At 72.2% G+C, this 23,202-nt stretch carries 18 protein-coding genes; 12 read left to right on the forward strand and 6 right to left on the reverse strand.

Features of this window, described 5'->3' with window-relative positions:
- Positions 1-57: 57 nt before the first annotated feature.
- From ACIGAQ_RS07790 to ACIGAQ_RS07805, 4 genes are all read left to right on the forward strand, one after another.
- On the forward strand, positions 58-4,227 hold the full coding sequence (locus ACIGAQ_RS07790; RefSeq protein WP_399779958.1) for a SpoIIE family protein phosphatase: 4,170 nt from the start codon (positions 58-60) through the stop codon (positions 4,225-4,227).
- The gene (locus ACIGAQ_RS07795) at positions 4,224-4,529 is read left to right on the forward strand and encodes an STAS domain-containing protein (RefSeq protein WP_311687896.1); all 306 of its coding nucleotides are present in this window, start codon (positions 4,224-4,226) and stop codon (positions 4,527-4,529) included. The genes ACIGAQ_RS07790 and ACIGAQ_RS07795 overlap by 4 nt, the downstream gene beginning before the upstream one ends.
- A 58-nt stretch (positions 4,530-4,587) precedes the next feature.
- The gene (locus ACIGAQ_RS07800; RefSeq protein ID WP_362286020.1) at positions 4,588-4,986 is read left to right on the forward strand and encodes an STAS domain-containing protein; all 399 of its coding nucleotides are present in this window, start codon (positions 4,588-4,590) and stop codon (positions 4,984-4,986) included.
- Between the two features lie 336 nt (positions 4,987-5,322).
- Complete coding sequence (locus ACIGAQ_RS07805; RefSeq protein WP_009192932.1) at positions 5,323-5,526, forward strand: cold-shock protein; 204 nt, start codon at positions 5,323-5,325, stop codon at positions 5,524-5,526.
- A gap of 91 nt (positions 5,527-5,617) precedes the next feature.
- Here ACIGAQ_RS07805 and ACIGAQ_RS07810 read toward each other — a convergent pair whose 3' ends face one another.
- From ACIGAQ_RS07810 to ACIGAQ_RS07825, 4 genes are all read right to left on the reverse strand, one after another.
- Positions 5,618-5,971: a MerR family transcriptional regulator gene (locus ACIGAQ_RS07810; RefSeq protein ID WP_399779963.1), complete on the reverse strand. Its 354-nt coding sequence runs from the start codon at positions 5,969-5,971 to the stop codon at positions 5,618-5,620.
- A 21-nt stretch (positions 5,972-5,992) separates the two neighbouring features.
- A complete protein-coding gene (locus tag ACIGAQ_RS07815) occupies positions 5,993-6,931 on the reverse strand; it encodes an aldo/keto reductase (protein ID WP_399779966.1) in 939 nt (312 codons plus the stop codon).
- 78 nt (positions 6,932-7,009) lie between these two features.
- Positions 7,010-8,521 carry a DUF4246 domain-containing protein gene (locus ACIGAQ_RS07820; RefSeq protein WP_399779969.1) on the reverse strand — a complete coding sequence of 504 codons (1,512 nt, stop codon included), beginning with the start codon at positions 8,519-8,521 and terminating at the stop codon, positions 7,010-7,012.
- Between the two features lie 91 nt (positions 8,522-8,612).
- On the reverse strand, positions 8,613-11,156 hold the full coding sequence (locus ACIGAQ_RS07825) for a Helicase associated domain protein (protein WP_399779972.1): 2,544 nt from the start codon (positions 11,154-11,156) through the stop codon (positions 8,613-8,615).
- A gap of 59 nt (positions 11,157-11,215) precedes the next feature.
- On the opposite strand from ACIGAQ_RS07825, the gene ACIGAQ_RS07830 reads away from it, so the two are divergent.
- On the forward strand, positions 11,216-11,497 hold the full coding sequence (locus ACIGAQ_RS07830; RefSeq protein WP_399779974.1) for a hypothetical protein: 282 nt from the start codon (positions 11,216-11,218) through the stop codon (positions 11,495-11,497).
- Positions 11,498-11,547: 50 nt separating this feature from the next.
- Here ACIGAQ_RS07830 and ACIGAQ_RS07835 read toward each other — a convergent pair whose 3' ends face one another.
- Both ACIGAQ_RS07835 and ACIGAQ_RS07840 read right to left on the reverse strand, forming a co-directional pair.
- Positions 11,548-12,066: a GNAT family N-acetyltransferase gene (locus tag ACIGAQ_RS07835; protein ID WP_399779977.1), complete on the reverse strand. Its 519-nt coding sequence runs from the start codon at positions 12,064-12,066 to the stop codon at positions 11,548-11,550.
- 152 nt (positions 12,067-12,218) lie between these two features.
- Complete coding sequence (locus ACIGAQ_RS07840; protein WP_399779980.1) at positions 12,219-13,745, reverse strand: alpha/beta fold hydrolase; 1,527 nt, start codon at positions 13,743-13,745, stop codon at positions 12,219-12,221.
- A 131-nt stretch (positions 13,746-13,876) separates the two neighbouring features.
- On the opposite strand from ACIGAQ_RS07840, the gene ACIGAQ_RS07845 reads away from it, so the two are divergent.
- From ACIGAQ_RS07845 to ACIGAQ_RS07875, 7 genes are all read left to right on the forward strand, one after another.
- Positions 13,877-14,818 (forward strand): MerR family transcriptional regulator, encoded by a 942-nt coding sequence (locus ACIGAQ_RS07845; RefSeq protein ID WP_399779983.1) that lies wholly within the window; start codon positions 13,877-13,879, stop codon positions 14,816-14,818.
- Between the two features lie 158 nt (positions 14,819-14,976).
- A complete protein-coding gene (locus tag ACIGAQ_RS07850; protein WP_399779987.1) occupies positions 14,977-17,253 on the forward strand; it encodes a catalase in 2,277 nt (758 codons plus the stop codon).
- 327 nt (positions 17,254-17,580) lie between these two features.
- The gene (locus ACIGAQ_RS07855; protein ID WP_399779990.1) at positions 17,581-18,999 is read left to right on the forward strand and encodes a family 2B encapsulin nanocompartment shell protein; all 1,419 of its coding nucleotides are present in this window, start codon (positions 17,581-17,583) and stop codon (positions 18,997-18,999) included.
- 60 nt (positions 19,000-19,059) lie between these two features.
- A complete protein-coding gene (locus tag ACIGAQ_RS07860; protein WP_399779993.1) occupies positions 19,060-20,358 on the forward strand; it encodes a family 2 encapsulin nanocompartment cargo protein terpene cyclase in 1,299 nt (432 codons plus the stop codon).
- A gap of 15 nt (positions 20,359-20,373) precedes the next feature.
- A complete protein-coding gene (locus tag ACIGAQ_RS07865) occupies positions 20,374-21,249 on the forward strand; it encodes a geranyl diphosphate 2-C-methyltransferase (protein WP_399779995.1) in 876 nt (291 codons plus the stop codon).
- A gap of 161 nt (positions 21,250-21,410) precedes the next feature.
- Complete coding sequence (locus tag ACIGAQ_RS07870; RefSeq protein ID WP_311687880.1) at positions 21,411-21,848, forward strand: NfeD family protein; 438 nt, start codon at positions 21,411-21,413, stop codon at positions 21,846-21,848.
- Between the two features lie 29 nt (positions 21,849-21,877).
- Positions 21,878-22,987: an SPFH domain-containing protein gene (locus tag ACIGAQ_RS07875; protein ID WP_362285592.1), complete on the forward strand. Its 1,110-nt coding sequence runs from the start codon at positions 21,878-21,880 to the stop codon at positions 22,985-22,987.
- Positions 22,988-23,202 lie beyond the last annotated feature (215 nt).

The following is a 23,202-nucleotide window of genomic DNA, read 5'->3' on the forward strand; positions in this document are numbered from 1 at the left end:
GTGCGTGTCCGTGTGGGAGCGGCCTCAGGGGTGGCCGTACGGAGGGGCGGGTAGCGCGTGGAGGAGTCGAACGTGGCCGAACAGGGTCTGCGGCCCGCGTCGGCCGGCGGTGACGTGTTCGCCGCCGACCGCGAGGTGGGCGGCGATCTGGCCCGGGTGGACTGGGCGGCCACACCCCTCGGCCCGCCGGGGGAGTGGCCGCAGAGCCTGCAGACGGCCGTCAGCATCCTGCTCTCCTCGCGCTTCCCCATGTGGATGGCCTGGGGCGAGCAGCTCACCTTCTTCTGCAACGCCGCCTACCGGCGCGACACCCTCGGCCGCAAGTACCCGTGGGCGCTCGGGCGGCCCGCGAACGAGGTCTGGGCGGAGATCTGGGACGACATCGGCCCGCGCATCGAGACCGTGCTCCGCACCGGTGAGGCCACCTGGGACGAGGGCCTGCTGCTCTTCCTGGAGCGTTCCGGCTACAGAGAGGAGACGTACCACACGTTCTCCTACAGCCCGCTGCGCGACGACTCCGGAGCCGTGGTGGGCATGCTGTGCGTCGTCAGCGAGGACACCGACCGGGTGATCGGGGAGCGGCGGATGGCCACGCTGCGGGACCTGGGCTCGGATCCGAGCGTGATCCGCACCGAGCAGGAGGTGCTCGCCTTCACCGGCCGGCAGCTGGACCGCAACCGCAAGGACCTGCCCTTCACCCTGACCTATCTCTTCGACGAGGGCACCGCCCGGTTGTCCGCCGCCACGGGCATTCCCGCCGGTCACCCGGCGGCACCCGCCGTCCTCACGGCAGACGATCCGGACGCGGTCTGGCCGGCCGCCGCGCCGGCCGGGGGAGAGACGGTTCTGGTGCCCCTGACCGGCGGTGCCTTCGCCGACCTGCCCGCCGGGGACTGGCCGAAGCCTCCGCAGCAGGCGCTGGTGGTCCCGCTGGTACAGCAGGGCAGCGCCCCCTATGGCTTCTGCGTGGCGGCCCTGAACCGCTACCGTCTGCTCGACGACGGCTACCGGGGCTTCATCGAGCTGGCGGCCGGATACATCGCCTCCGGCATCGGCAGCGCCCGGAGTTACGAGGCCCAGCAGCGACGGGCCGAGGAGCTCGCCGAGCTGGACCGGGCCAAGACCACCTTCTTCTCCAACATCAGCCACGAGTTCCGCACGCCGCTGACGCTGATCATGGGACCCGTCGAGGAACTGCGCGGCCGGTTCGCCGACGCCGACGAGTCCGTCCGGCAGGACCTGGACGTCGTGCACCGCAACGGACTGCGGCTGGGCAAGCTGGTCAACACACTGCTGGACTTCTCCCGCATCGAGGCCGGACGCATGCAGGCCCGCCACGAGCCGGTCGACCTGGCCGGGGCGACCGCGGAACTCGCCAGCGTCTTCCGCTCGGCCGTGGAACGGGCCGGGCTCGCCTTCGACGTGGACTGCCCGCCCCTGGACGAGCCGGTGTACGTCGACCGCGGCATGTGGGAGAAGGTGGTGCTCAACCTGCTGAGCAACGCCCTGAAGTTCACCTTCGACGGTTCGATAAGGGTCCGCGTGCGCCGGTCGGACACCCATGCCGTCGTGATCGTCTCCGACACGGGCGTCGGGGTGCCGGAGGCGGAGATGCCCCGGCTGTTCGAGCGCTTCCACCGCATCGAGAACGCCCGCTCCCGCTCGAACGAGGGCAGCGGCATCGGACTCGCCCTGGTGCGGGAACTGGTCGGCCTGCACGGCGGCTCGATCACCGCGCGGAGCCGCCCGGGCGAAGGCACCGCCTTCACCATCCGGATCCCGTTCGGGACGGCCCATCTGCCTCCAGGCTCCGTGGCACCCGAAGCGAGCAGCGCCACCGTCTCGGCCACCGCCGACCCGTACGTCCAGGAGGCGCTGCGCTGGCTGCCGGCCACCGACGCCGCCGCGGCCGACGCCGCCCGGCCGCCGCACGACGTGAACCCCACTGTGCTGCCGGGCCCTTCCGTCAGGGGCCGGGTGCTGGTGGCCGACGACAACGCGGACATGCGGGAGTACCTCTCCCGCACCCTCGCCGGAGGTGGCTACGAGGTCAGCGCCGTCGCCGACGGCGTCGAAGCCCTGCAAGCCGTCCGTCGTGACCTGCCCGATCTCGTCGTCAGCGATGTCATGATGCCCCGGCTGGACGGGCTGGGGCTCGTGGCGCGGCTGCGCGCGGACGCGCGCACGGCCGCGGTGCCCGTGCTGCTGCTGTCGGCGCGGGCCGGGCAGGAGTCGTCGATCGAGGGCCTCCAGGCGGGCGCGGACGACTACCTGGTCAAGCCCTTCGTCGCCGCGGAACTGCTGGCCCGGGTACGGGCCAACATGGAGCTGGCCCGGCTGCGGGGCCATCACCTGCGCTGGCGCACCGCGCTGATCGACTCGCTGCAGGAGGCGTTCTTCGTCTGCGACGAGGCGGGATCCGTCGTGGAGATCAACACCGCCTTCACCCGCATCCTCGGCTACGGCCCCGAGGAGCTGCCCTACAAGCCGGTCCATCCCTGGTGGCCGGACGCCGTCGTCGATCCCGAGGGGCACCGCCGGGTCGGTACGGCCTTCGCCGCCCTGCTCGAACGCGACCAGGGCTCCGCCACCGTTCCCGTCACCCACCGGGACGGGCGGCGGCTGTGGGCGGCCGTCACCTGGAACAAGGCGCAGGACCCGGACACCGGGCGCCGGGTCACCGTCGGAACCTTCCGCGACGTCACCGCCGAGCACTACGCCGTGCAGCGCACGACGGCGCTCGCGGCGCTGAACACCGTGCTGTCCCAGGCCTCCAGTCTGCCCGAGGCGCTCACCAGCGCCCTGGCGGAGCTGAAGTCCCTGTGGCGGGCGCGCGCCGTGCTGGCCGTCGTCTTCCACCCCGGAGACGTGCCGGCCCTGACGGCCACGGACCCGGACACCAGCTGGGACGAACTCCCCCCGGAGCGCCGGGACTTCCTCAGCGGACTGCGCCACCGGCCGCCGCTCACCCCGATCACCGAGGGCAGCGGTGCGGGCGTCCTGCTGGAACACCCCGACGGACCGCTGACCGTCTGGATCGACCTCGGTGAACACCGGCCGTTCACCGCCGAGGACCAGGTCCTGCTCTCCCTGCTGGCCGGGCGCCTCGCACAGGGGCTCGTGCGAGCGCACCAGATCGACCAGCAGCGCGAGACCGCCATCGCGCTGCAACGCGCCATCCTGGGCCCGGCACGCCTCCCGAACGGTTTCGCCGTCCGGTACGAGCCCGCCACACCCCCACTGGAAGTGGGCGGCGACTGGTACGACACCGTCGCCCTGCCGGACGGGCGGATCGGCATCGTCGTCGGCGACTGCGTCGGGCGAGGCCTGGAGGCGGCCAGTGTCATGGGCCAACTGCGCAGCGCCTGCCGGGCGTTGATGCTGCAGGACCCCAGCCCGGCCCGGACGCTGATGGCACTGGACCAGTTCGCCGCGAGCGTTCCCGGCGCGCTGTGCACGACCGTGTTCTGCGGTGTCTTCGACCCCGGGGCGGGAGAGCTGACCTACTCCACCGCCGGGCACCCGCCGGGCATCCTCGCGCACGCCGACGGCACCGTCCGGCTGCTGGACGAGGGGCGCTCCCTGCCGCTGGCCGTCCGCCCGGGCAACCGGCGTCCGGAAGCCCGGTGCACCCTGCCCGCGCGGTCCACGCTGCTGCTGTACACCGACGGTCTCGTGGAGCGCCGGCGGCGCTCGCTCGGCACCGGGATCGAGGAAGCGGGCAGGGCTCTCCAGGAAGGCCGTGACCTGCCCGTCGACGAGCTCGCCACGCAGGTGATGACCCGGCTCGCGCCGGCCGGCGGTTACGACGACGACGTGGCGCTGCTGCTCTACCGCCACCCGGCGCCGCTCGGCCTCACCTTCCCCGCCGAGGCCTCCCAGCTGGCGCCCGTCCGCAACGCGCTGCGGGCCTGGCTCGCCCAGTGCGATCTGAACCGGATCGAGGTGCAGAACGTTCTCGTCGCGGCGGGTGAGGCGTGCGCCAACGCGATCGAGCACGGGCACCGGCACGCACCGGGGGAGGACGTGCGGCTGAGCGCCGAGGTGTTCGCCGACACGGTGCGCCTGACGGTGACCGACTCCGGCCGGTGGAAGGTACCGAAGCCCGAGCCCCATGCCAACCGGGGGAGAGGCGTGGCACTCATGCGGGCCACCATGGAGCACGTGACCATCACCCCCGGCCCCGTCGGCACCACCGTCGACATGCAGATGAGGATCGCCCGATGACCACTCCGCTCACTCTCACCACCGGTCGGCGTGCGGACGGCACACCGCGGCTGTCGGTCAGTGGCGAGATCGACATGAGCAACGCCTCGGCCCTGGCGGAGGCCCTCGACACCGGCGCGGGCCACGTCGTCGTCGACCTGACCGCGGTCGAGTACCTGGACAGCGCCGGTCTGAGCGTGCTCTTCGCCCGCGCCGAACGGCTGGAGCTGATCGTCACGCCCCTGCTGGAGCCGGTCCTCGCCGTGTCCGGTCTCGCGGACCTGGCCACCGTGCACAGCCTCGGCGACGACGGTGCGCAGTAGTCCACGACCGGCGCCGCCCGCCGCCCGCATCGATGCATCCCAGCCCTCGCCAGGAGTGATGACCACCGTGTCCGACGCGCTCGACATGACCGTCCGGCACATCGACGACCGCACCGCCGTCGTCGATGTCTCCGGAGACGTGGACCTTCATACGTCCGTCGCGTTGCGCGCGTACGTCTCGGCGCTGCTGGCCCAGGGGGCACGGCACCTGGTGCTGGACCTGTCGGCGACGCAGTACATCGACTCGACCGGTCTGAGCACCTTCATCAGGCTCCTGCACGCGGCCGAGAGGTGCGGTGGTTCCCTGCACCTCGCCGCCGTCCCGGAACGGCTGGAACGCATGGTGGCCATGACCGGCATCGCGCAGCTGCTTCCGGTCCACGCGACGGTCGACGACGCGCTGGCCGCCGGGACGGCCGGCCCCCCGGCGGGTGACGCGGAGGGCACGCCCGGCTGACCACGCCGGACTCAGACCCGGACGAGGCGGACCGCCACGGTCCCGCCGACCGTGACCGGCCCACGACCGCTGCGCGCAGGACGGCCCGCGAGGTCGCCGCCGCCCGGGCGGAGTTCCCGGCGTACGCCGACGACATCGCGGCCCTGTGCCGTTGGGCCGTTCGGAGCACTCCGGACGACTCCGGCACCGTTTCCGTGTGAAAGATCGAAAACAAGGAGTGGCAGTCGGATAATCGGCGGCCATGAGGGTAGAACGATCAGCGGGTGTCGTCCGGTGACGGTCGACCCTCCCCACAGACCAGCCGGGACCCCTCGGCGATATCGAAGGACAAGCAGCATGGCCAGCGGCACCGTGAAGTGGTTCAACTCCGAAAAGGGCTTCGGCTTCATCGCCCAGGACGGCGGTGGACCGGACGTCTTCGCTCACTACTCCAACATCTCCGGCAACGGGTACCGGGAGCTGGTCGAGGGAGAGCCGGTCACGTTCGACGTCACCCAGGGCCAGAAGGGCCCCCAGGCCGAGAACATCGTGCGCGGCTGACCCACGCCCAGCGCGCGACCGGAGAGGGCGGGTTCCCGCCGTCTCGCACGTCAGGGGCCCGGCATCGGCCGGGCCCCTCGCCGTGTCGGTGTCATGCCCTGCTGTAGTGGTCGATCTTCTCGTCGAGGACCTTCATGGCCCGGCGCAGCGACTCCGCCTTCTCCTCCAGCGCGGCCCGTCGCTCGCGCAGGAAGGCGACCCGGTCCCGGGAGGAGTGCTCGGCGCGCAGCATGGCGACGAAGCCGCGCAGGTCCGCGATGCCCAGACCCGCCTCGCGGAAGCAGGTGACCAGGCCGATCCAGAAGACGTCGTCCTCGGTGTACTGCCTGCGTCCGCCGGCAGTGCGCCGGATCGGTCCGATGAGCCCCTCGCGCTCGTAGTAGCGCAGCGTGTCGAGGGAGACGCCGGTGCGGTCGGCGGTGGCCGCCGGGGTGAGGGTGGTCATACAGCTCCTTCGTGACCGTCGCTACCGTGCTCGCGCGAAGCGCGCGAGATGCTCGTCGCCGAGCCGCACACGGTGCGCGGCGAGTGCCTCCTCGATGTGCTCCACCCGGCTGGCGCCGACGATGGGGTCGATGCCCTGCCGCATCAGCCAGGCGAGGACGACCTGGTTCGCAGTGGCCGACAGCTCCGCGGCGACCTCCCGCAGCACCGCGAGCACCCGGGCCGTTCCGGGATGATCGTAGGTCTCCGGCAGCGGCCTGTCCGCGCGTACGTACGAACCCCACAGCAGTGAGCTGTAGGCCCACACGGACAGTCCCTCCGACCGTGCCAGATCGAGATCCTCGGCGGTGAGCATCCGGTGGCCGGCTTCGGCGACGGGCGTGGACGGGCGCGGCTGCACCAGCGAGTGGCGCACCTGCAGGGCCGTCCACGGCTCCACACCCTGCTCCCGCGCGAGCGACCGGGCGCGCTCGACCCGCCAGGCGGCATGGTTGGCTGCCCCCACCCGCAGGGCCGTTCCCTTGGTGACCAGTGCGCCGAAGGCACCGACCGTCTCCTCCAACGGCACGGAACGGTCCTCGGCGTGGGCCCAGAGCAGATCCACGTGATCGACGCCGAGCCTGTCCAGACTGTCCGCCACCCCGGCGTGGATCGCGCGGGCGGACAGGCCCTCGGCACTGTCCGGCCAGGAGTGCGGCACGAGCGGGTTGTGGCGGACCTTGGTCGCGATCCGCACGCTGTCGCGCACGCCCGGGCGGGACCGCAGCCACGCGCCGATGAGGCGCTCGCTCGCACCGCCGACCCCCGCGGGGTCACTCCAGAAGGAATAGCAGTTGGCCGTGTCGAGCCAGACTCCTCCGGAGTCGACGAAGGAGTCGAGGATCGCGAAGGCACGGTCGGGCTCGACACGGGTGCCGAAGTCCATGGTTCCGAGAACGATTCGAGGGTCGCTGGTGTTCATGCCCTCCATGCTCGGTTCTGGAGCGCGCTCCAGGTCAAGGCCGCCCGGCGGGCAGTCCGCCGCGGGTGAGGGGCGGGCTCAGTGCTCGCAGAGGGAGAACTCTCGTTCGTAGAGCTGTTCGTTGTGTTCGTCGACGAAGAACTTGCGCTCCCGCATGAGCTCTTCGCGGTACTCCTTGGCCTGCTCCAGCGTCATGGTCGAGGTCTCGGCCCACGGTTGCTGCGGTGGTACGTCGGAGGTCGAGACGATCCTTTCCGACGGGTCGACCAGGAAGAACGCGAGGATCTTGCGGTGCCCCGGGCGGGTGGGGTCCGCGAGGCGGAACGGGCCGACCCGGTGTTGCAGGATGTTCGGGAACGCCAGGCAGCGGCCCGCCGGGGTCTCGGCCGTTCCCAGCACCTGGTTCAGCGCGTCCTCGTCCTCCAGCCCGTAGACCTCGCGCAGACCGTCGTCGTCGTTCTGTTCGTAGTCCGGGTCGTCCAGCGCCGCCCGGAAGCTCAGGCTGCTCTCGGTGATGTTCTCGCTGTCCCAGTAGTAGATGCCGGTCGAGACGATCCGCTCGTTCAGCATCCCCTCGACATGCCAGGAACCGCCGGAGTACTCGGGCTTGTTGGGCGTGAGGTGAATGGTGGCGAGCTTGACGATGACCTGCAGACGGCGGCCGCGCAGGCTGATCCGGGCGGAGGCGTCGCGCGGCTCGGGCGCGGTGAAGCCGGGCGCGTCCGGGACGACCGGGAGCCGGTTCTCCCACCAGACGTCCATTGCGGACTGCCATGCCTCATAGGCTTCCTGATAGGCCGTCGGGTCGCCGAAGGCGGACCGCTGCGGGTACACCGGCTTCGAATCGTCGTACCACCCCCAGGGGTCGGCCACGATCCGCAGGGGCCGGGGATGGCGGAGATCGGTGAGGACGTTCTCCCACAGCGGGAGCATGCGCGCGAACACGTCCGGCAGGACGGCGGCCAGGTCGCGATGGGCGTCGGGGTGCACGTTGTTCACGTACGAGCGGAAGGCGACCTCGCCGTCGTCGTGGACGTCGACATCCGTGGGCAGCCACTGGAACTTCTCGGAGAACTCGTACTTCGCGTAGCTGTTCGCCGGGTTCCGCCAGGCCCGCTCGGGGGCACCGCTCACCCCTCGCACCAGGCAGAACAGGGAGGGATGGACGAGATCCAGGACCTGGCCGTCCGATCCCGGGTGCCAGTCCCGCTCGCCTTCGGGGACCTGCTCCAGAACCCGGACCGCCTCGCGCAGCCGGGATCCGAGCGTGTCGTCGATCAGCGTGTCCGACTGCCACACGCCGTCGACGGCGGACACCTCCATGCCGCTGCGCTCGTCCCGCAGCGCGGCGTAGTGCGCGAGTTCCGCGAGCACGTAACGGATCTGAGCCTCGGTGAGGCCCTGGGCGACCGCTTCTCGTGTCCACCTCGCAACGATGCCGGGGTCGTTCATCTTGTCGAACCACCCCGGCTTGGCCCGGATGTGCGCGCTGCACTGCATCATTTGGAGCTCCCGCAGCGTTCGGGGTGTCGCGAACGCTATGGAGCGGGACGCCTGAAAGGGCAAGGGGAAAGCGGACGAGCCGGTCACTTCTTCTGGTCTCCCTGTCGTTGTGCGGTGGCGGGAACGATACGTGAGCCGACTGACATCGCCGCCCTGGTCAGGGGGTCCTTCGGGGAGTTCAGCCGCTCCAGCGCATGCCGATGCGGGAGAGCTGCTCCACGCGCTCCGGTGACAGGGTGGCGGCCCGGCTGCGTTGATTGCCGATCCAGGCCCCCAGCTTGAGCGCACGCTGCTCACCGGTGCCGTTTCCGTCGCCGTCACCGACGACGATGGTCTCGACGTGCTTCCTCGGCACCCGCAGATGCCCCTCGCGCTCGTAGAACTGCCGGGCGGCGGCGTAGTTGAGTGCCCACTTGCCGGCCTGCGTGGTGCGCGGCCGGGGTTTCTCGGTCTCCGACGCGGGGTGGATGCCGAGGATGTGTTCGCACATCCACTGCTGCACGGCCGTGAGCCTGTCCCAGCCGAGCCGGACCGAGCGGACCCACCGGCCCAGGTCCTCGCCCTGGGGCATGACGGTGCCCGGCTCCGTCGGCAGCTCGCCGCCGGCCTCGACGTGCTGTCTGACCAGATGGAACGCGCGTTGCCACGCGACCGGCCAGGCCGGGCACCACGAGGGGTCGATGTCCTCCAGCTGCTCGCGGCGTTCCTCCGGCAGCGAGCCGACCGCCGACACCGGGGGCAGCCCCTCGGCCCGGCGCTGTTCGTTCGCCCGCGCCCGGCGTGCGGCGGCCCGTTGGTTCTTGAGCCAGATGCCGACCCTGTAGCCCCGGTGGGTGGCGTCCAGCGGTGCCAGCAGGTGCCCGTTCTCCTCGGCCCACCCCCGCGCGGCGGCCAGCCCTTCCTCCCAGGCGACGTCGAAGTGCGACCACACCATGCCCAGCTGCTCCAACTGCCTGACGCGGTCGGCGTCCAGGGCGCCGCGGGCGTGGAAGCGGCGGGCGTCGGCGATCCACTGCCCGAGCGGGAAGCCGGCGAGCGAGGCCGGCCACCCCTCGGCCTCCGCCCCGGAGCGGCCGCGTTCGGGGACGCGGTACGTGAACGGGACCTGCAGATCGCCGTGGATCCGTTGGTACAGGACGGCGGCTTCGATGCCGCGCCGCCAGTGCCGGTGCTCGGGGTTGAGGACCCGCAGCTCGATGAACGCGGCCAGGGCGGCCGGGTCGCGGGGCGTGCTGAACTTCAGCAGTTCCCGGGCCGGCGGCGACAGTCGGCGGCCGATGTCCCCGTCTCCCTCTCCCGCTCCCTCGTCCTCCCCAACCCCGGAGCGAGTCCGTACGCCCCGGACGGCGCTGCGGGCCTGCTGCTCGGCCAGTTGCTCCACGACTCGGGCGTCGTGCGCCCTGAGTGCCTCCAGCAGCTTGGCCAGGCCCCCGAACGCCCGCGAGGTCAGCATGGTGTCCGGTGTCTCCCCGGGCCCCAGCAGGACGGGTACGACCAGCGAGGCGACCTTGCCCTCGCCGGGCCGCATGCGCAGGGCCCGGCCCACGGCCTGGACGAGATCGGGCATCGAGCCGCGGACGTCCGCGAAGTAGACCGAGTCGCAGTGCCGGGTGTCGACCCCCTCGCCCAGGACCTTCACGGACCCCAGGCAGGCCTTCTCCATCACGGTGCCGTCCCGGGCGACGCCCTCGGCGAACTCGGCGAGCACGCGCCGCCGGTGCAGCGGCTTGTGGTCCCCGCACAGCCACTCGGCCCACACCGTCCCGGGGTACAGATCCGGGTGGGCGGCATGCAACCGCGCGGCGACGTCGGCGAGACCTGCCGCGAAGGCCTCGGCTTCCTTCACCACATGGTGGAAGGCCAGCGTCCTGCTGAAGCCCTCCTCGGCCGACGCCTTGACCAGCGCGGTCTGCAGGGCGGCGAGCCGCGCTCCGCGCACCTGCTCGGAGCGCGCGTCCGCGCCCAGCAGCTGAGCGGCCTGCAACCGGGTGTCGGTGATGTCCAGGCACACCACCTGGTAGGGGGCGCAGATCCCGCGGTCGATGGCCTCCGACAGCGTGAGGGTGTGGCAGCGGCTGCCGAAGGGGGAGCCGGGGTCGTCCTCCATGCCGGCCACCAGCTCGCCGGGCGCACCCTGGCCGGACTCCTCGTCGAGCTGCCAGAGCCGCGGCGTGGCGGTCATGTAGAGGCGGCGCAGGGCGGGGATGCGGGTGTTGTCGTGCACGACCGCCCACGGCTTGCCGATCCGGCCGGAGGTCCGGTGCGCCTCGTCGACCACGATCAGGTCCCACCCGGGAAGGCCTGCGGCGTGCGCGCGCTCCAGCGTGCCCAGGCCCAGGGAGGCGTAGGTGGCGAACACCGTGACCTTGTCCAGCGGACGGACCCAGGCGACCAGCTCGTCCACGGCCGTGGTGCTGGGAAAGGACGCCTCCTCACCGCGCAGGGACGACACCCCGATCACGGGGCCCGTCCGGCCGCCCGCACGCCACGCGTCCGCGCTCTGGGCCAGCAGGTCCAGGGAGGGCACGAGCACCAGCACCCGACCCGCCCGGAGCTCCTGCGCGCTGCGCACGGCGACGAGGGTCTTGCCGGTCCCGGTCGCCATGACCACCTGCGTGCGCAGGCCCCGCTCCGGCACGGTCGATCCCGCGGGCAGTTCGAGGGCCCGCCGCACCGCGTCCACCGCTTCTCGCTGATGCGGCCGGAGCTCGTACGCTGCCATCCCGATCGACCTCCTCACTGTGCGCGCCCGGAGTCTTTCACGCGTCCGGGGAGCAACGGGTGAGCCGGGTCGCCCCGGGTCGGGATCGCGGGGTCCGGCCGGGCCCGGTACCGCTGCTGCTCTCCAGCCACCTCAGCGCCGCCGGGCTGATCGCCGCGCTCGCCGTCTCCACGACGATCGTCGACACCTCTCCCTTCTCGACCAACGGAGCGCTGGTCCTCAGCAACGCCCGTGGGGTGGACACCCGCCGCTTCTACCGCCAGGTCATCGGCTACACCGGCGGACTCGTCGCCGTGGGCCCCGTCGTCGCCTGGGGCGCGCTGGTCCTGCCCTGGTCCTAGGGCGACGACCGGGAGAGGCGGCGGTTCGCCCGGAAGGGCGGGGTGGCCCGTCACCGCCGGACGATGCGCTGCCATCGGATCTCGCCGTCCTGCTCGTGGTCGGTGGGGGTGAGCCCCGCGGCTCCGGCGACGGCGGCGGACGCCCGGTGGTCGGGGTGGATGTGGGCGATGAGGTGACGCACCCGCTGCTCTTCGAGCCAGGCGACGAGCCCCCGGGCCGCTTCGGTGGCGATGCCCCTGCCCTGCCAGCCGGTCCCGACCACCCAGGCGATCTCGGCGGTGTGGCCGTGGCCGGAGGGGGTGACCGTCGCCTGGACCGTGCCCGTGAGGCAGGACTCCTCGCGCAGCCGGATGACCCAGTTGAGCCAGGACACGGCCGGATCGGGGGAGCCCGCGGTCATGCGCGTGTACCGTGCGCGCAGGTCCTGCGGGGTGTCGGGGGTGCCGCCGATGAAGGTGTGCAGGGCGGGATCGGACAGCACGACGGCCATCTCGTCGGCGTGTCCGGGGCGCAGCGGCAGGAGGTCCAGCCTGCTGGTGCGGAACGGCCGGGCCGTGAAGGGATACATGCGGCTCACTTCTACCTGACGGGACGGCCGGGGTCTCCTCCACGCCCTGGCGACCGGGTCTCCTCCCGGGACCGGCGGCCGGGGTGCCCGCCAGGGCGTGTCGGCCTCCCCTTGAGTCCTGGCGGCCGGCAACCGATCCAGGGGCCGAGGCGTCACCCGGTCAGGTGGGTGACCACCGTGCGCATCGCGCGCCGCATGGCCGGGCGCGTCTCCTCCGGTGGGTCGACCGTCTCGAACCCGTGATGGCCGTGGGGGACGTCGATCAGCTCCAGTCGGGCCGCGCCGGAGCCGGCCGCCGTCACGAACGCCTCGACGGTCGCGGCGATCTCGGGTGTCTCCAGCCCGGCCCGGAGGAGCACGACGGGCAGGTCTCCCGCCTGCGCGACCGCCCGTACGGGGTGGAAGCGGCTGCCCGCCATCCCCCAGGCGGGGAGCGGGGCGAGGACCGGATAGGCGGCGGCAAGGCAGCGCAGCCAGGCGGGGGGTTCGGCCAGCCAGTCGGTGGCGAGCAGGCCGCCGCCGGAGAAGAACCACAAGGCGATCCGGTCGCCGTCCACCCGGGGGTCGGCCCGCACCCGTTCGACGCCGGCGGCGATGTCCGCGGCAGCGCGCTCGTAGTCGGCGATGTCATGGAGGCGGTGTTCGAGGGTCGCGCCGACCAGTCCCTCGGTGGCGGCCAGGCGGGCGTAGCCGACCAGGGTGGGCCACTCGCGGGGGCGCGGCCGTGCCCCGGCGGGCACGGGTCCGCCGTGGACGAAGACCACGGCCGGTCGCGGCCCCTCGCCCTCGGGGACATACAGGTCGACGGGGCCCTGCCGGTCCCGTGGCGGCTCGGGCAGGTCCCACGGGAACGGGCGCAGGTGAGCGGGCACCGGCGCGTCGTCGCCGGCCGCTCGCAGACGGTGCCCCTCACCGGCCGCGGCCCGCAGCAGGACGTCCGCGAGCGCTGCGGGGCAGGACAGCATCGGCCAGTGACCGGTGGGGAGTTCGAAGAAGGTGACCTGCGGCCCGGTCAGGACGGCCAGCGCGGGATCGCCGAAGTCGACCAGCCTCTGCACCGAGTCGATGCCGGCGCCGCTCTCGGTGCACAGCACGCCGGTGACGGGCACCGCGGCCACCGTCCCGCTCAGCCGCAGCGGTTGCAGCAGGGTGTCCAGCGGCTGAGGCGTCGCCGAGGAGGTCAACCGCTTCATCCCGGCCTCGCCCAGACCGGCCGTACTGCCCCAGCGTTCCCACTCCGCGTCGCGTGCGGGCGGCGCCAGCACACCCCCGCGCTCGCCCCTGAGGGCACGCTCGGCCAGCTGCGCGCGCAGCGTCTGGTCCGGTACGCAGGCCAGCGCCGGGACGCCGTTCTGCGGCATCCCGCAGTCCAGGTACACGACGCGCGCGATGCGCTCCGCCCGCCGGTCGGCGGCGCCCAGCACGGGATGGATGCCGTAGTCGTGACCGACGAGCACGATCTCCCGTCCGCCCGTCACGTCGACCGCGTCGATCGCCGCGATGACATCATCGATGTGCGTCTCCAGGCTCGCACCGTCCGGCGCGGCGGGCCGGGCCGGGTCGACGCCCGTCAGCGGGACCGCGTGCGCCTCGCCGCCCGCCGCGACCAACCGCTCGGCCGTCTCCTGCCAGACGTGGGCACCGGTGAACACACCCGCCACCATGATGAACACCCGCACGACAATCCCCTTCCCGGGTAGGTCACATGACGCCGCGCCGGTCGCCCACGCCATGGTCCGCGGACCGCCCCTCAGGTCCGGTCCGCGCGCCGGTACCGTAGGAACTCCCCCTGAGGGAGGTTCAACTGTCCATGTCCGACGAGCCGTTCTGGAGCATCGGGGAACTCGCCGAGCGGGCCGGAGCCACGGTGAAGACCGTCCGCCACTACTCCGACCAGGGGCTGCTCCCCGAGGCCGCCCGCAGCAGCGGCGGACACCGCCGCTACGGGCCCGAGGCACTCGAACGACTGCGGCTGATCCGCTCGATGCGCGGCCTCGACCTCCCCCTGCCCGCGATACGCCGCGTCCTGGAGGACGACGACGATGTCGCCGGGTGCGTGCTGGAGAGTGCCGTCGACACCCGCCTGCGCGAACTGGGCGACCAGCGCAGAACGCTGCGCTGGCGGGAAGCGGCCCTGGAACTGGTGCGGGACTGCCCGCCGGCCGAGCGCGCCGCCCGGCTGAAGCTGCTCGGCGCGCTGGACACCCCGCCGAGCACCGCGCCACTGGCCAGGTTCTGGCGCGGCTGGCTGCCCCCGCGGATGCCGTCCCGGGCCGTCGCGGCCTTCCTGGAGGTGGCCGTCCCCCAGCCACCCGACGAACCGCACCCGACGCAGGCGCTCGCCTTCGCCCGGCTGCACGCGATGACGACCGCTCCCTGCCCCGGCGGCCGCCAGCCGCAGCCGGAGGTGCACCGCGTCGCAGGCGCCCGCGGCGCCGCCACGCTGTACCAAGGGCTGGCCGAGGCGTACGAACGGGCGGCGCCGGAGCTGCGCAGAGGGCGCGAGCCACGCCCGGGGGAGGCCCTGGACACCTACGTCGCGGCCTACGCCGGCGCCTACCGCTGCCGCGACACCCACGACTTCCGCCGCCTGCTGGTCACCCGCCTCGCGGCCGACCCCCGCCTGGACCGGTACTGGCAGCTCACGTCGGTCGTCCTGACCCCACCGGGCAGCCGCCCGCTACCGACCCCGGGCTCCGCGGACAGCTGGCTGCGCACGGCCCTGACCCAGGACACCGGCCCAGCCGCCTAGCCGCTGCACCCCCCCGTGCGCCGCGTCCGTCGGCTGCACGGCTTCCACCCGTTCGACCAGGGATTCCTCCGCAGCAACCGGGTACCCGGCGCCGGATCACGCAGCCCCCCACATGGCCGCGCCGGGCGCGGCCGGCCGGAAGCAGAGGAACGATAGCGATGAGCCAGCCCAACCCCATCAAGCGGGCGGCGGACAAGGTCACCGAGGCCATTCAGGGCAGCGGCGGCGGCCCTGAGGAGGGCATCCCCGGCAAGCCGGCCCCGGAGTCCCCGGGTGTCGCGGAACCGGTGGAGCCGCGTGAGCCGCTGCCGCCGAAGCCGGACCAGAGCGGTCCCGACACGATGTCGCCCACCGGGCAGGCGACCGGCGCCGCCCAGGCCCGCATGGCCCAGTCCGGCGCCTACCTGACGGACGCACAGGGCACTCGGCGGTACGACACCGACCACTCGCTCAAGGCGGGCCCGCGCGGACCGGTGCTGCTGCAGGACCACCACCTGCGCGAGAAGGTCATGCACTTCGACCACGAGCGCATCCCGGAGCGGGTCGTGCACGCCCGCGGCGCGGCCGCGCACGGGGTCTTCAAGAGCTACGGCACCGCGGCCGGCGTCACGAAGGCGGCCTTCCTGGCACCGGGCGCGGAGACCCCGGTGTTCGTGCGCTTCTCGACGGTGCTGGGCTCCCGGGGTTCGGCCGACACCGTGCGGGACACCCGCGGGTTCGCGACGAAGTTCTACACCGAGGAGGGCGTCTTCGACCTGGTCGGCAACAACATGCCGGTCTTCTTCGTCCAGGACGCCATCAAGTTCCCGGACATCATCCACGCCGGCAAGCCGCACCCGGACCGTGAGATCCCGCAGGCGCAGAGCGCACACGACACCTTCTGGGACTTCGTCACCCTGCACACCGAGGCCACCCACCACACCCTGTGGAACATGTCCGACCGGGGCATCCCGCGCTCCTACCGGATGATGGAGGGCTTCGGCGTCCACACGTTCCGCCTGGTGGCGGCCGACGGCTCCACGACGCTGGTGAAGTTCCACTGGAAGCCGAAGCTCGGGGTGCACTCCCTGGTGTGGGAAGAGGCACAGCTCGCCGGCGGCGTCGACCCCGACTTCCACCGCCGCGACCTCGCCGACGCCATCGAGGCGGGCGCGTACCCGGAGTGGGAGCTGGGCATCCAGACGTTCCCGGACACCCCCGACCAGACCTTCGAGGGCATCGACCTGCTCGACGCGACCAACCTCGTTCCGGAGGAGCTCGCGCCCGTGCAGCCGATCGGGCTGCTGACCCTCGACCGCAACCCGTCGAACTACTTCGCCGAGACCGAGCAGGTCGCCTTCCACGTCGGTCACCTCGTACCCGGCATCGACATCACGGACGACCCGCTGCTCGCCGGCCGGCTGTTCTCCTACCTGGACACCCAGATCACCCGGCTGGGCGGCCCCAACTTCGCGCAGATCCCCGTCAACCGGCCGCACGCGCCGGTCAACGACATGCAGCGCGACGGCTTCCACCAGGACGCGGTGCACCGCGGCGTCGCCCCGTACCGGCCCAACTCGCTCGACGGCGGCTGCCCGTTCCTGGCGGGAGCCGACAACGGGGCGTACATCGAGACGCCGGTGCGGGTGCCGGAGGCGACGAAGGTCCGGGAGGCCCCCGAGTCGTTCTCCGACCACTTCAGCCAGCCCCGCCGGTTCTGGCTGAGCATGAGCGCGGTGGAGCGGGAGCACATCGTCGGCGCCTACACCTTCGAACTCGGCAAGTGCTACGAGCAGGCCGTCAAGGAGCGGGCGCTGCGGGTACTGGCCAACATCGACGCCGAGTTGTGCGCCGGCGTCGCCCAGGGCCTCGGCCTGCCGGCCCCCGAGCCGACCGTGCCGCCGGCCGACGTCGCACCCAGCCCCGCACTGTCCCAGGTCGGGCGGGCCTGGCCCACCGACGGCCGTCTCATCGGCATCGTCACCGGCCCGGACGGCGACCTGGACGGCGTACGCGCCGTACGCGAAGCGGTGCTCGGTGCGGGCATGGTGCCCCTGGTCGTCGCCCCCACGGGCGGCACCCTGGGGGCGGGTGACGACGCGCTGACCGTGCAGCGGACGTTCGTGACCGCGCGGTCCGTCGAGTTCGACGCCCTGCTCGTGGCCGGGGCACCCGCGGCGGGCGGCGACGCCCACGGTTCCCGCGACGCCAAGGCGCTGCCCTCCGGTCGCCCGGGCGCCGTCGACCCGAGGGTGAACCTGCTGCTGACCGAGGCGTTCCGCCACGGCAAGGCGATCGGGACCTGGGCGGGCGGCGAAGCGGCGCTGGAGGCACTGGGGATTCCCACCGACGCGCCCGGCGTCGTGGTCGGGCAGAACGGGACCTCCGTGCTGGAACGCCTGCGGGAGCTCATGGCCACGCACCGCGTGTGGGAGCGCTTCGTCACGACGGTCTGACGGCGGGGGAGTGGAGCGGCAAGGCAGGCCGCCGCCGCTCCACTCCCCCCGTCAAGCATCGACGGCGGGATTCCGGGCCCTCCCGGTGGCTGCCGGCGACGGCAGGGCGATCTGGCCTCACGATCCGCTAAACCGGCTGCGACGGATTGTCACTGTTTCGAGGTAAGCACCTCGTCTCCCTGGTGGATGCGGGCCCTTCAGCGGCTAGCTTGCTGCTGGTGGACGGAATCTTCCGCTCCCGCCCGCTCGTCGCCCACTCCTCCCTGTCTCCCGGTCGCGCACCCGTGTGTGCCGGACGCCCCGTCGTGCAAGGAGAAGCTCCTTTCGATGACCGTCGACAGCAGTCCGGAAACTCGGATCACCACCGACACGCAACAGCAGTCCCTGAGTACCGCCGCCGCCCGCAACCTCGCCACCACCACCAAGTCCGTCCCGCAGATGCAGGAGATCACCTCCCGGTGGCTGCTGCGGATGCTGCCCTGGGTCGAGACCAAGGGAGGCGCCTACCGGGTGAACCGGCGGCTGCGCCACACCGTCGGCGACGGGCGCGTCGAGTTCGTGCAGGAGGGCGCCACGGTCCGGGTGATCCCCCGGGAGCTCGGCGAACTGGCCCTGCTGCGCGGGTTCGAGGACACCGACGTCCTCGCCGCCCTGGCGGATCGCTGCGTACAGCGCGACTTCGCGGCGGGTGACGTCCTCGTCGAGCGCGGCAGCCCCGCCGACCGGATCCACCTGATCGCCCACGGCCGGGTCAGCCAGACCTCCGAGGGCCCGTACGGCGCCGAGACGGTCATCGCCGTGCTCGCCGACGGTGAGCACTTCGGCACCAGCGCCGCCCTGCTGGACTCCGACGCCCGCCACGACTGCACGTACACCGCGCAGACCGCCGGCACCCTGCTCACGCTCTCCCGCGCCGACTTCGCCGCCGTCCAGGCCACCGCACCGCAGCTGCGGAGCCACACCGACGGGTTCGCCTCCCGCAGCCGGCAGCGGCAGAACAAGCACGGCGAGGCGGAGATCGCCCTGTCGGCCGGCCATGCCGGCGAGGTCGACCTGCCCGGTACCTTCGTCGACTACGAACCGGCGCCACGCGAGTACGAACTCTCCGTCGCACAGACCGTCCTGCGGATCCACACCAGGGTCGCGGACCTCTACAACGGCCCGATGAACCAGACGGAGGAGCAACTCAGGCTGACCGTCGAGGCCTTGCGGGAGCGCCAGGAGTACGAGCTGGTCAACAACCGCGAGTTCGGGCTGCTGCACAACGCCGACTTCAAGCAGCGCATCCAGCCCCGCTCCGGTCCGCCCACCCCGGACGACATGGACGACCTGCTCTGCCGCCGGCGCGGCACCAAGCTGTTCCTGGCCCACCCGAGGACCATCGCCGCCATCGGACGCGGTTTCAACGCCTGCGGTCTCTACCCCGACCACGTCGACCTCGGCGGGCAGTCGGTCCCCGCCTGGCGCGGGGTGCCCATCCTGCCCTGCAACAAGATTCCGATCAGCAAGGAGCAGACCAGCTCCATCATCGCGATGCGCACGGGGGAGGAGAACCAGGGCGTCATCGGCCTGCGGCAGACCGGACTGCCGGACGAGTACGAGCCGGGCCTGTCCGTGCGGTTCACCGGTATCAACGAGCAGGCGATCATCTCCTACCTCGTCAGCACCTACTACTCCGCGGCGGTACTCCTGCCCGACGCCCTGGGAGTCATGGAGAACGTGCAGATCGCCCCCAGGCCGCACTGACGCCCCGGACCGACCTGAGGTCACCAAGGGCGCCCACCTCACCGTACCAAGGAGCCGCCGATGCCCGACCCCGGGCCCCTCCGGCCGACCCACGGCCCACAGCCACCGACGCCGACCTCCGCCTCCGCCCCGCCCGCCTCCTCCGGCACCTCCGCTTCCGACTTCCTGGCGGCGCTGCATCCGCCCGTCGGGATCCCCGTCCCGTCACCGCCGCCGGCAGACGTCCCCCCGCGCACGCCCGAGGCATCGGAGTCGGACACCGCCCTCCAGCGGATCCTGCGCGGACCGACCGGCCCGGGCACGAGTTCCCTCTCCCTGGTCCCGAGGGACGCACCCCCGGTGCCGGATCCCGTGCTCCCGGCAGCCGCGCCGCCCGGGGAGGGCCGGGCCGTCCCCGGTCTGTACCACCACCCCGTCCCGGAGCCCGACCCCGTACGCGTGGAGGAGGTGAGCCGCCGGATCAAACGCTGGGCGGAGGACGAGGTCCAGCTCTACCCCGAGGAGTGGGAAGGGCAGTTCGACGGGTTCTCCGTCGGGCGCTACATGGTCGGCTGCCACCCCGACGCCCCGACGGTCGACCATCTGATGCTGGCCACCCGGCTGATGGTCGCGGAGAACGCCCTGGACGACTGCTACTGCGAGGACCACGGCGGCTCACCCGTGGGCCTCGGCGGGCGGATCCTCCTCGCGCACACCGCACTCGACCACCTCCACACCACCGCGGAGTACGCCCCGGCGTGGCAGGAGTCGCTCGCCTCGGACGCCCCGCGCCGGGCCTACCGCAGCGCGATGGACTACTTCGCCGGCGCGGCCACGCCCTCCCAGGCGGATCGCTACCGGCACGACATGGCCCGGCTGCACATGGGCTACCTCGCGGAAGCGGCCTGGGCGGAGACGGATCACCTGCCCGAGGTGTGGGAGTACCTGGCGATGCGCCAGTTCAACAACTTCCGCCCCTGCCCCACGATCACCGACACCGTCGGCGGCTACGAACTCCCCGCCGACCTGCACGCCCGCCCCGACATGCAGCGGGTCATCGCCCTCGCCGGCAACGCCACCACCATCGTCAACGACCTCTACTCGTACACCAAGGAGCTCAACAGCCCGGGCCGGCACCTGAACCTGCCGGTGGTCATCGCGGAACGCGAGAAGCTCTCGCCCCGCGACGCCTACCTGAAGGCCGTCGAGGTCCACAACGAACTCATGCACGCCTTCGAGGCCGCCGCGGCCGACCTCGCCAAGGCCTGCCCCGTGCCGACCGTGCTGCGCTTCCTCAGGGGCGTGGCCGCCTGGGTCGACGGCAACCACGACTGGCACCGCACGAACACCTACCGCTACAGCCTGCCCGACTTCTGGTAAGGAACGGATCCCTCTGTGACCACTGAAACGACCTCCACCGCCACCGCGAAGATCCCGGCCCCGGCGACGCCGTACCAGAGGGACATCGCCCGGTACTGGAACAACGAGGCACGGCCGGTCAACCTGCGCCTGGGTGACGTGGACGGGCTCTACCACCACCACTACGGCATCGGTGCCGTGGACCACGCCGCACTGGGCGACCCGGCCCACAGCGAGTACGAGAAGAAGCTCATCGCGGAACTGCACCGGCTGGAGTCCGCGCAGGCGGAGTTCCTCCTCGACCACCTCGGCGCCGTCCAGCCCGACGACACCCTCGTCGACGCCGGCTGCGGGCGCGGGGGATCCATGGTGATGGCCCACCGCCGCTTCGGCTGCAAGGTCGAGGGTGTCACCCTGTCCGCCACCCAGGCCGACTTCGGCAACCGGCGCGCGCGGGAACTGCGCATCGACGACCACGTCCGCTCCCGCGTGTGCAACATGCTCGACACGCCCTTCGACAAGGGCAGCGTCACCGCCTCGTGGAACAACGAGTCGACCATGTACGTCGACCTGCACGACCTGTTCGCCGAGCACTCCCGGTTCCTGAAGGTGGGCGGCCGGTACGTGACGATCACCGGCTGCTGGAACCCCCGCTACGGCCAGCCGTCGAAATGGGTGTCCCAGATCAACGCCCACTTCGAGTGCAACATCCACTCGCGCCGCGAGTACCTGCGCGCCATGGCCGACAACCGTCTCGTGCCGCAGACCATCGTCGACCTCACGCCCGACACGCTGCCCTACTGGGAGCTGCGGGCCACGTCCTCGCTGGTCACGGGCATCGAGAAGGCGTTCATCGAGTCCTACCGCGACGGTTCCTTCCAGTACGTCCTGATCGCCGCCGACCGCGTGTGAGCCGGACCTCGCGGGGCCGGGCCGCCCACGGCGGCCGGCCCCGCGAGGCCGTGCCGTCCCGGCCCCGCCACCGCGGCGCACAGCCGCGGTGCCGCGCCTGTTCTGCCCGGCGTGTCCGAGCGGTAGCTTGGAGAGGAGGGCCCCTGAAGGAGGGCGATGCGATGCCGTGGTTCGTATGGCTGCTCGCCGCCGCGGCACTGGGTGCCGCGGAGTTCTTCACCCTGACCCTGGTTCTCGGGTTGCTGGCGGGTGCCGCGCTGGTCGCCGCCGTGGTGGCCGGTGTGGGCATCGGGCTGCTCGGCCAGCTCGTGGCGCTCGGAGCGGCGGCGGCGGTGGGCCTGGTGGTCATCCGTCCCGTCGCGTTGCGGCACATGAATCAGCAGCCCCTCGTACGCGAGGGCAGCGACGCCCTGATCGGCCGGCGGGCCGAGGTCGTGCAAGAGGTCACGGCGACCCGTGGACTGATCAAGCTCTCCGGTGAGGAATGGTCCGCCCGTGCCCTCGACGAGAGTCTGGTGATCCCGGTGGGCGCGTGGGTGGACGTCATGGAGATCGAAGGCGCCACGGCCCTCGTCTACCCGCGTGCCCTTCTGCCCTGATCGGCCGAACACGAAGCTACGGAGGCGCTGTGGATCCGGTTGTCGTCCTCGCCCTGGTGGCGGCCTTGGTCGTCGTCTTCCTGGTGGCCTCCACGGTCCGGATCGTGCCGCAGGCGCGCCGCTACAACATCGAGCGGTTCGGCCGGTACCGCCGGACCCTGCAACCGGGGCTGAACCTCGTCGTGCCGGTCGCGGACCGCATCAACACCAAACTCGACGTGCGCGAGCAGGTCTATTCCTCCGACCCCCGGCCGGTGATCACCGAGGACAACCTCGTGGTGAACATCGACACGGTGCTCTACTACCAGATCACGGACCCGCGGGCGGCGGCGTACGAGGTCGCCGACTATCTGCAGGCCATCGACCAGCTCACCGTGACGACGCTGCGCAACGTCATCGGCAGCATGGACCTGGAGGAGACGCTCACCTCGCGCGAGGAGATCAACTCCCGGCTGCGCGCGGTCCTCGACGACGCCACCGGCAAGTGGGGCATCCGCGTCAACCGCGTGGAGATCAAGGCCATCGATCCACCGCACACGATCAAGGAGGCGATGGAGAAGCAGATGCGGGCCGAGCGTGACAAGCGCGCGGCCATCCTGCACGCCGAGGGGGAGCGGCAGGCCAAGATCCTCACCGCGGAGGGCACGAAGCAGAAGGACATCCTGGAGGCGCAGGGGGCGCAGCAGGCCATGATCCTGCGGGCGGACGGTGAGGCGAAGGCGGTGGAGCTCGTCTTCCAGGCCGTCCACCGCAACAACGCCGACCCGAAGATCCTGGCCTACAAGTACCTGGAGACGCTGCCGCACCTGGCGAGCAGCGACAACAACACGTTCTGGGTGATCCCGGGAGAGCTGACCGAGGCGGTGCGCACGGTCACCCGTGCGTTCGGCGACCAGCCGGCGGCGGATGCGCGGACCGCCGCGCAGTCCGAGGAAGCGGGGGCGGCCGGTGCCGGCCACGGACCGGCCGAGGGCCGGACTCCGGAGCTGGACGCGGGCTGGACGCCTTCGCTCGACGCGGCCGCGGCGGCCGACGAGGCCGGGAAACAGGCCGCTGCCGCGGTGAACGACGCCAAGGCGGAGGCGGAGGCGGCGAAGTCCCCGCAGACGCCGCGCCGCGGCCAGACACCCGGCGCGTGAGCCCACCCACGCCCCTCCGTCCTCGGGAAGCGGCGCCTCAGGGGTCCGGCCGAACAGCGGCAACGGTGACCCGAGCCGTCCACATCCCCGGCTCCCGGGGCGGATCCCAGGTCACATCGACAGCAGCCCCGTGACAGTCGTGAGCGAGCCCGACCACCATGACGCTCACGGCGGCCCGCGCGTCGGCGGGGTCACCGCCGGCCGGCACGCCGGTG

The sequence above is a fragment of the Streptomyces sp. NPDC085932 genome (assembly GCF_044540525.1).
GTDB lineage: Bacteria > Actinomycetota > Actinomycetes > Streptomycetales > Streptomycetaceae > Streptomyces > Streptomyces levis.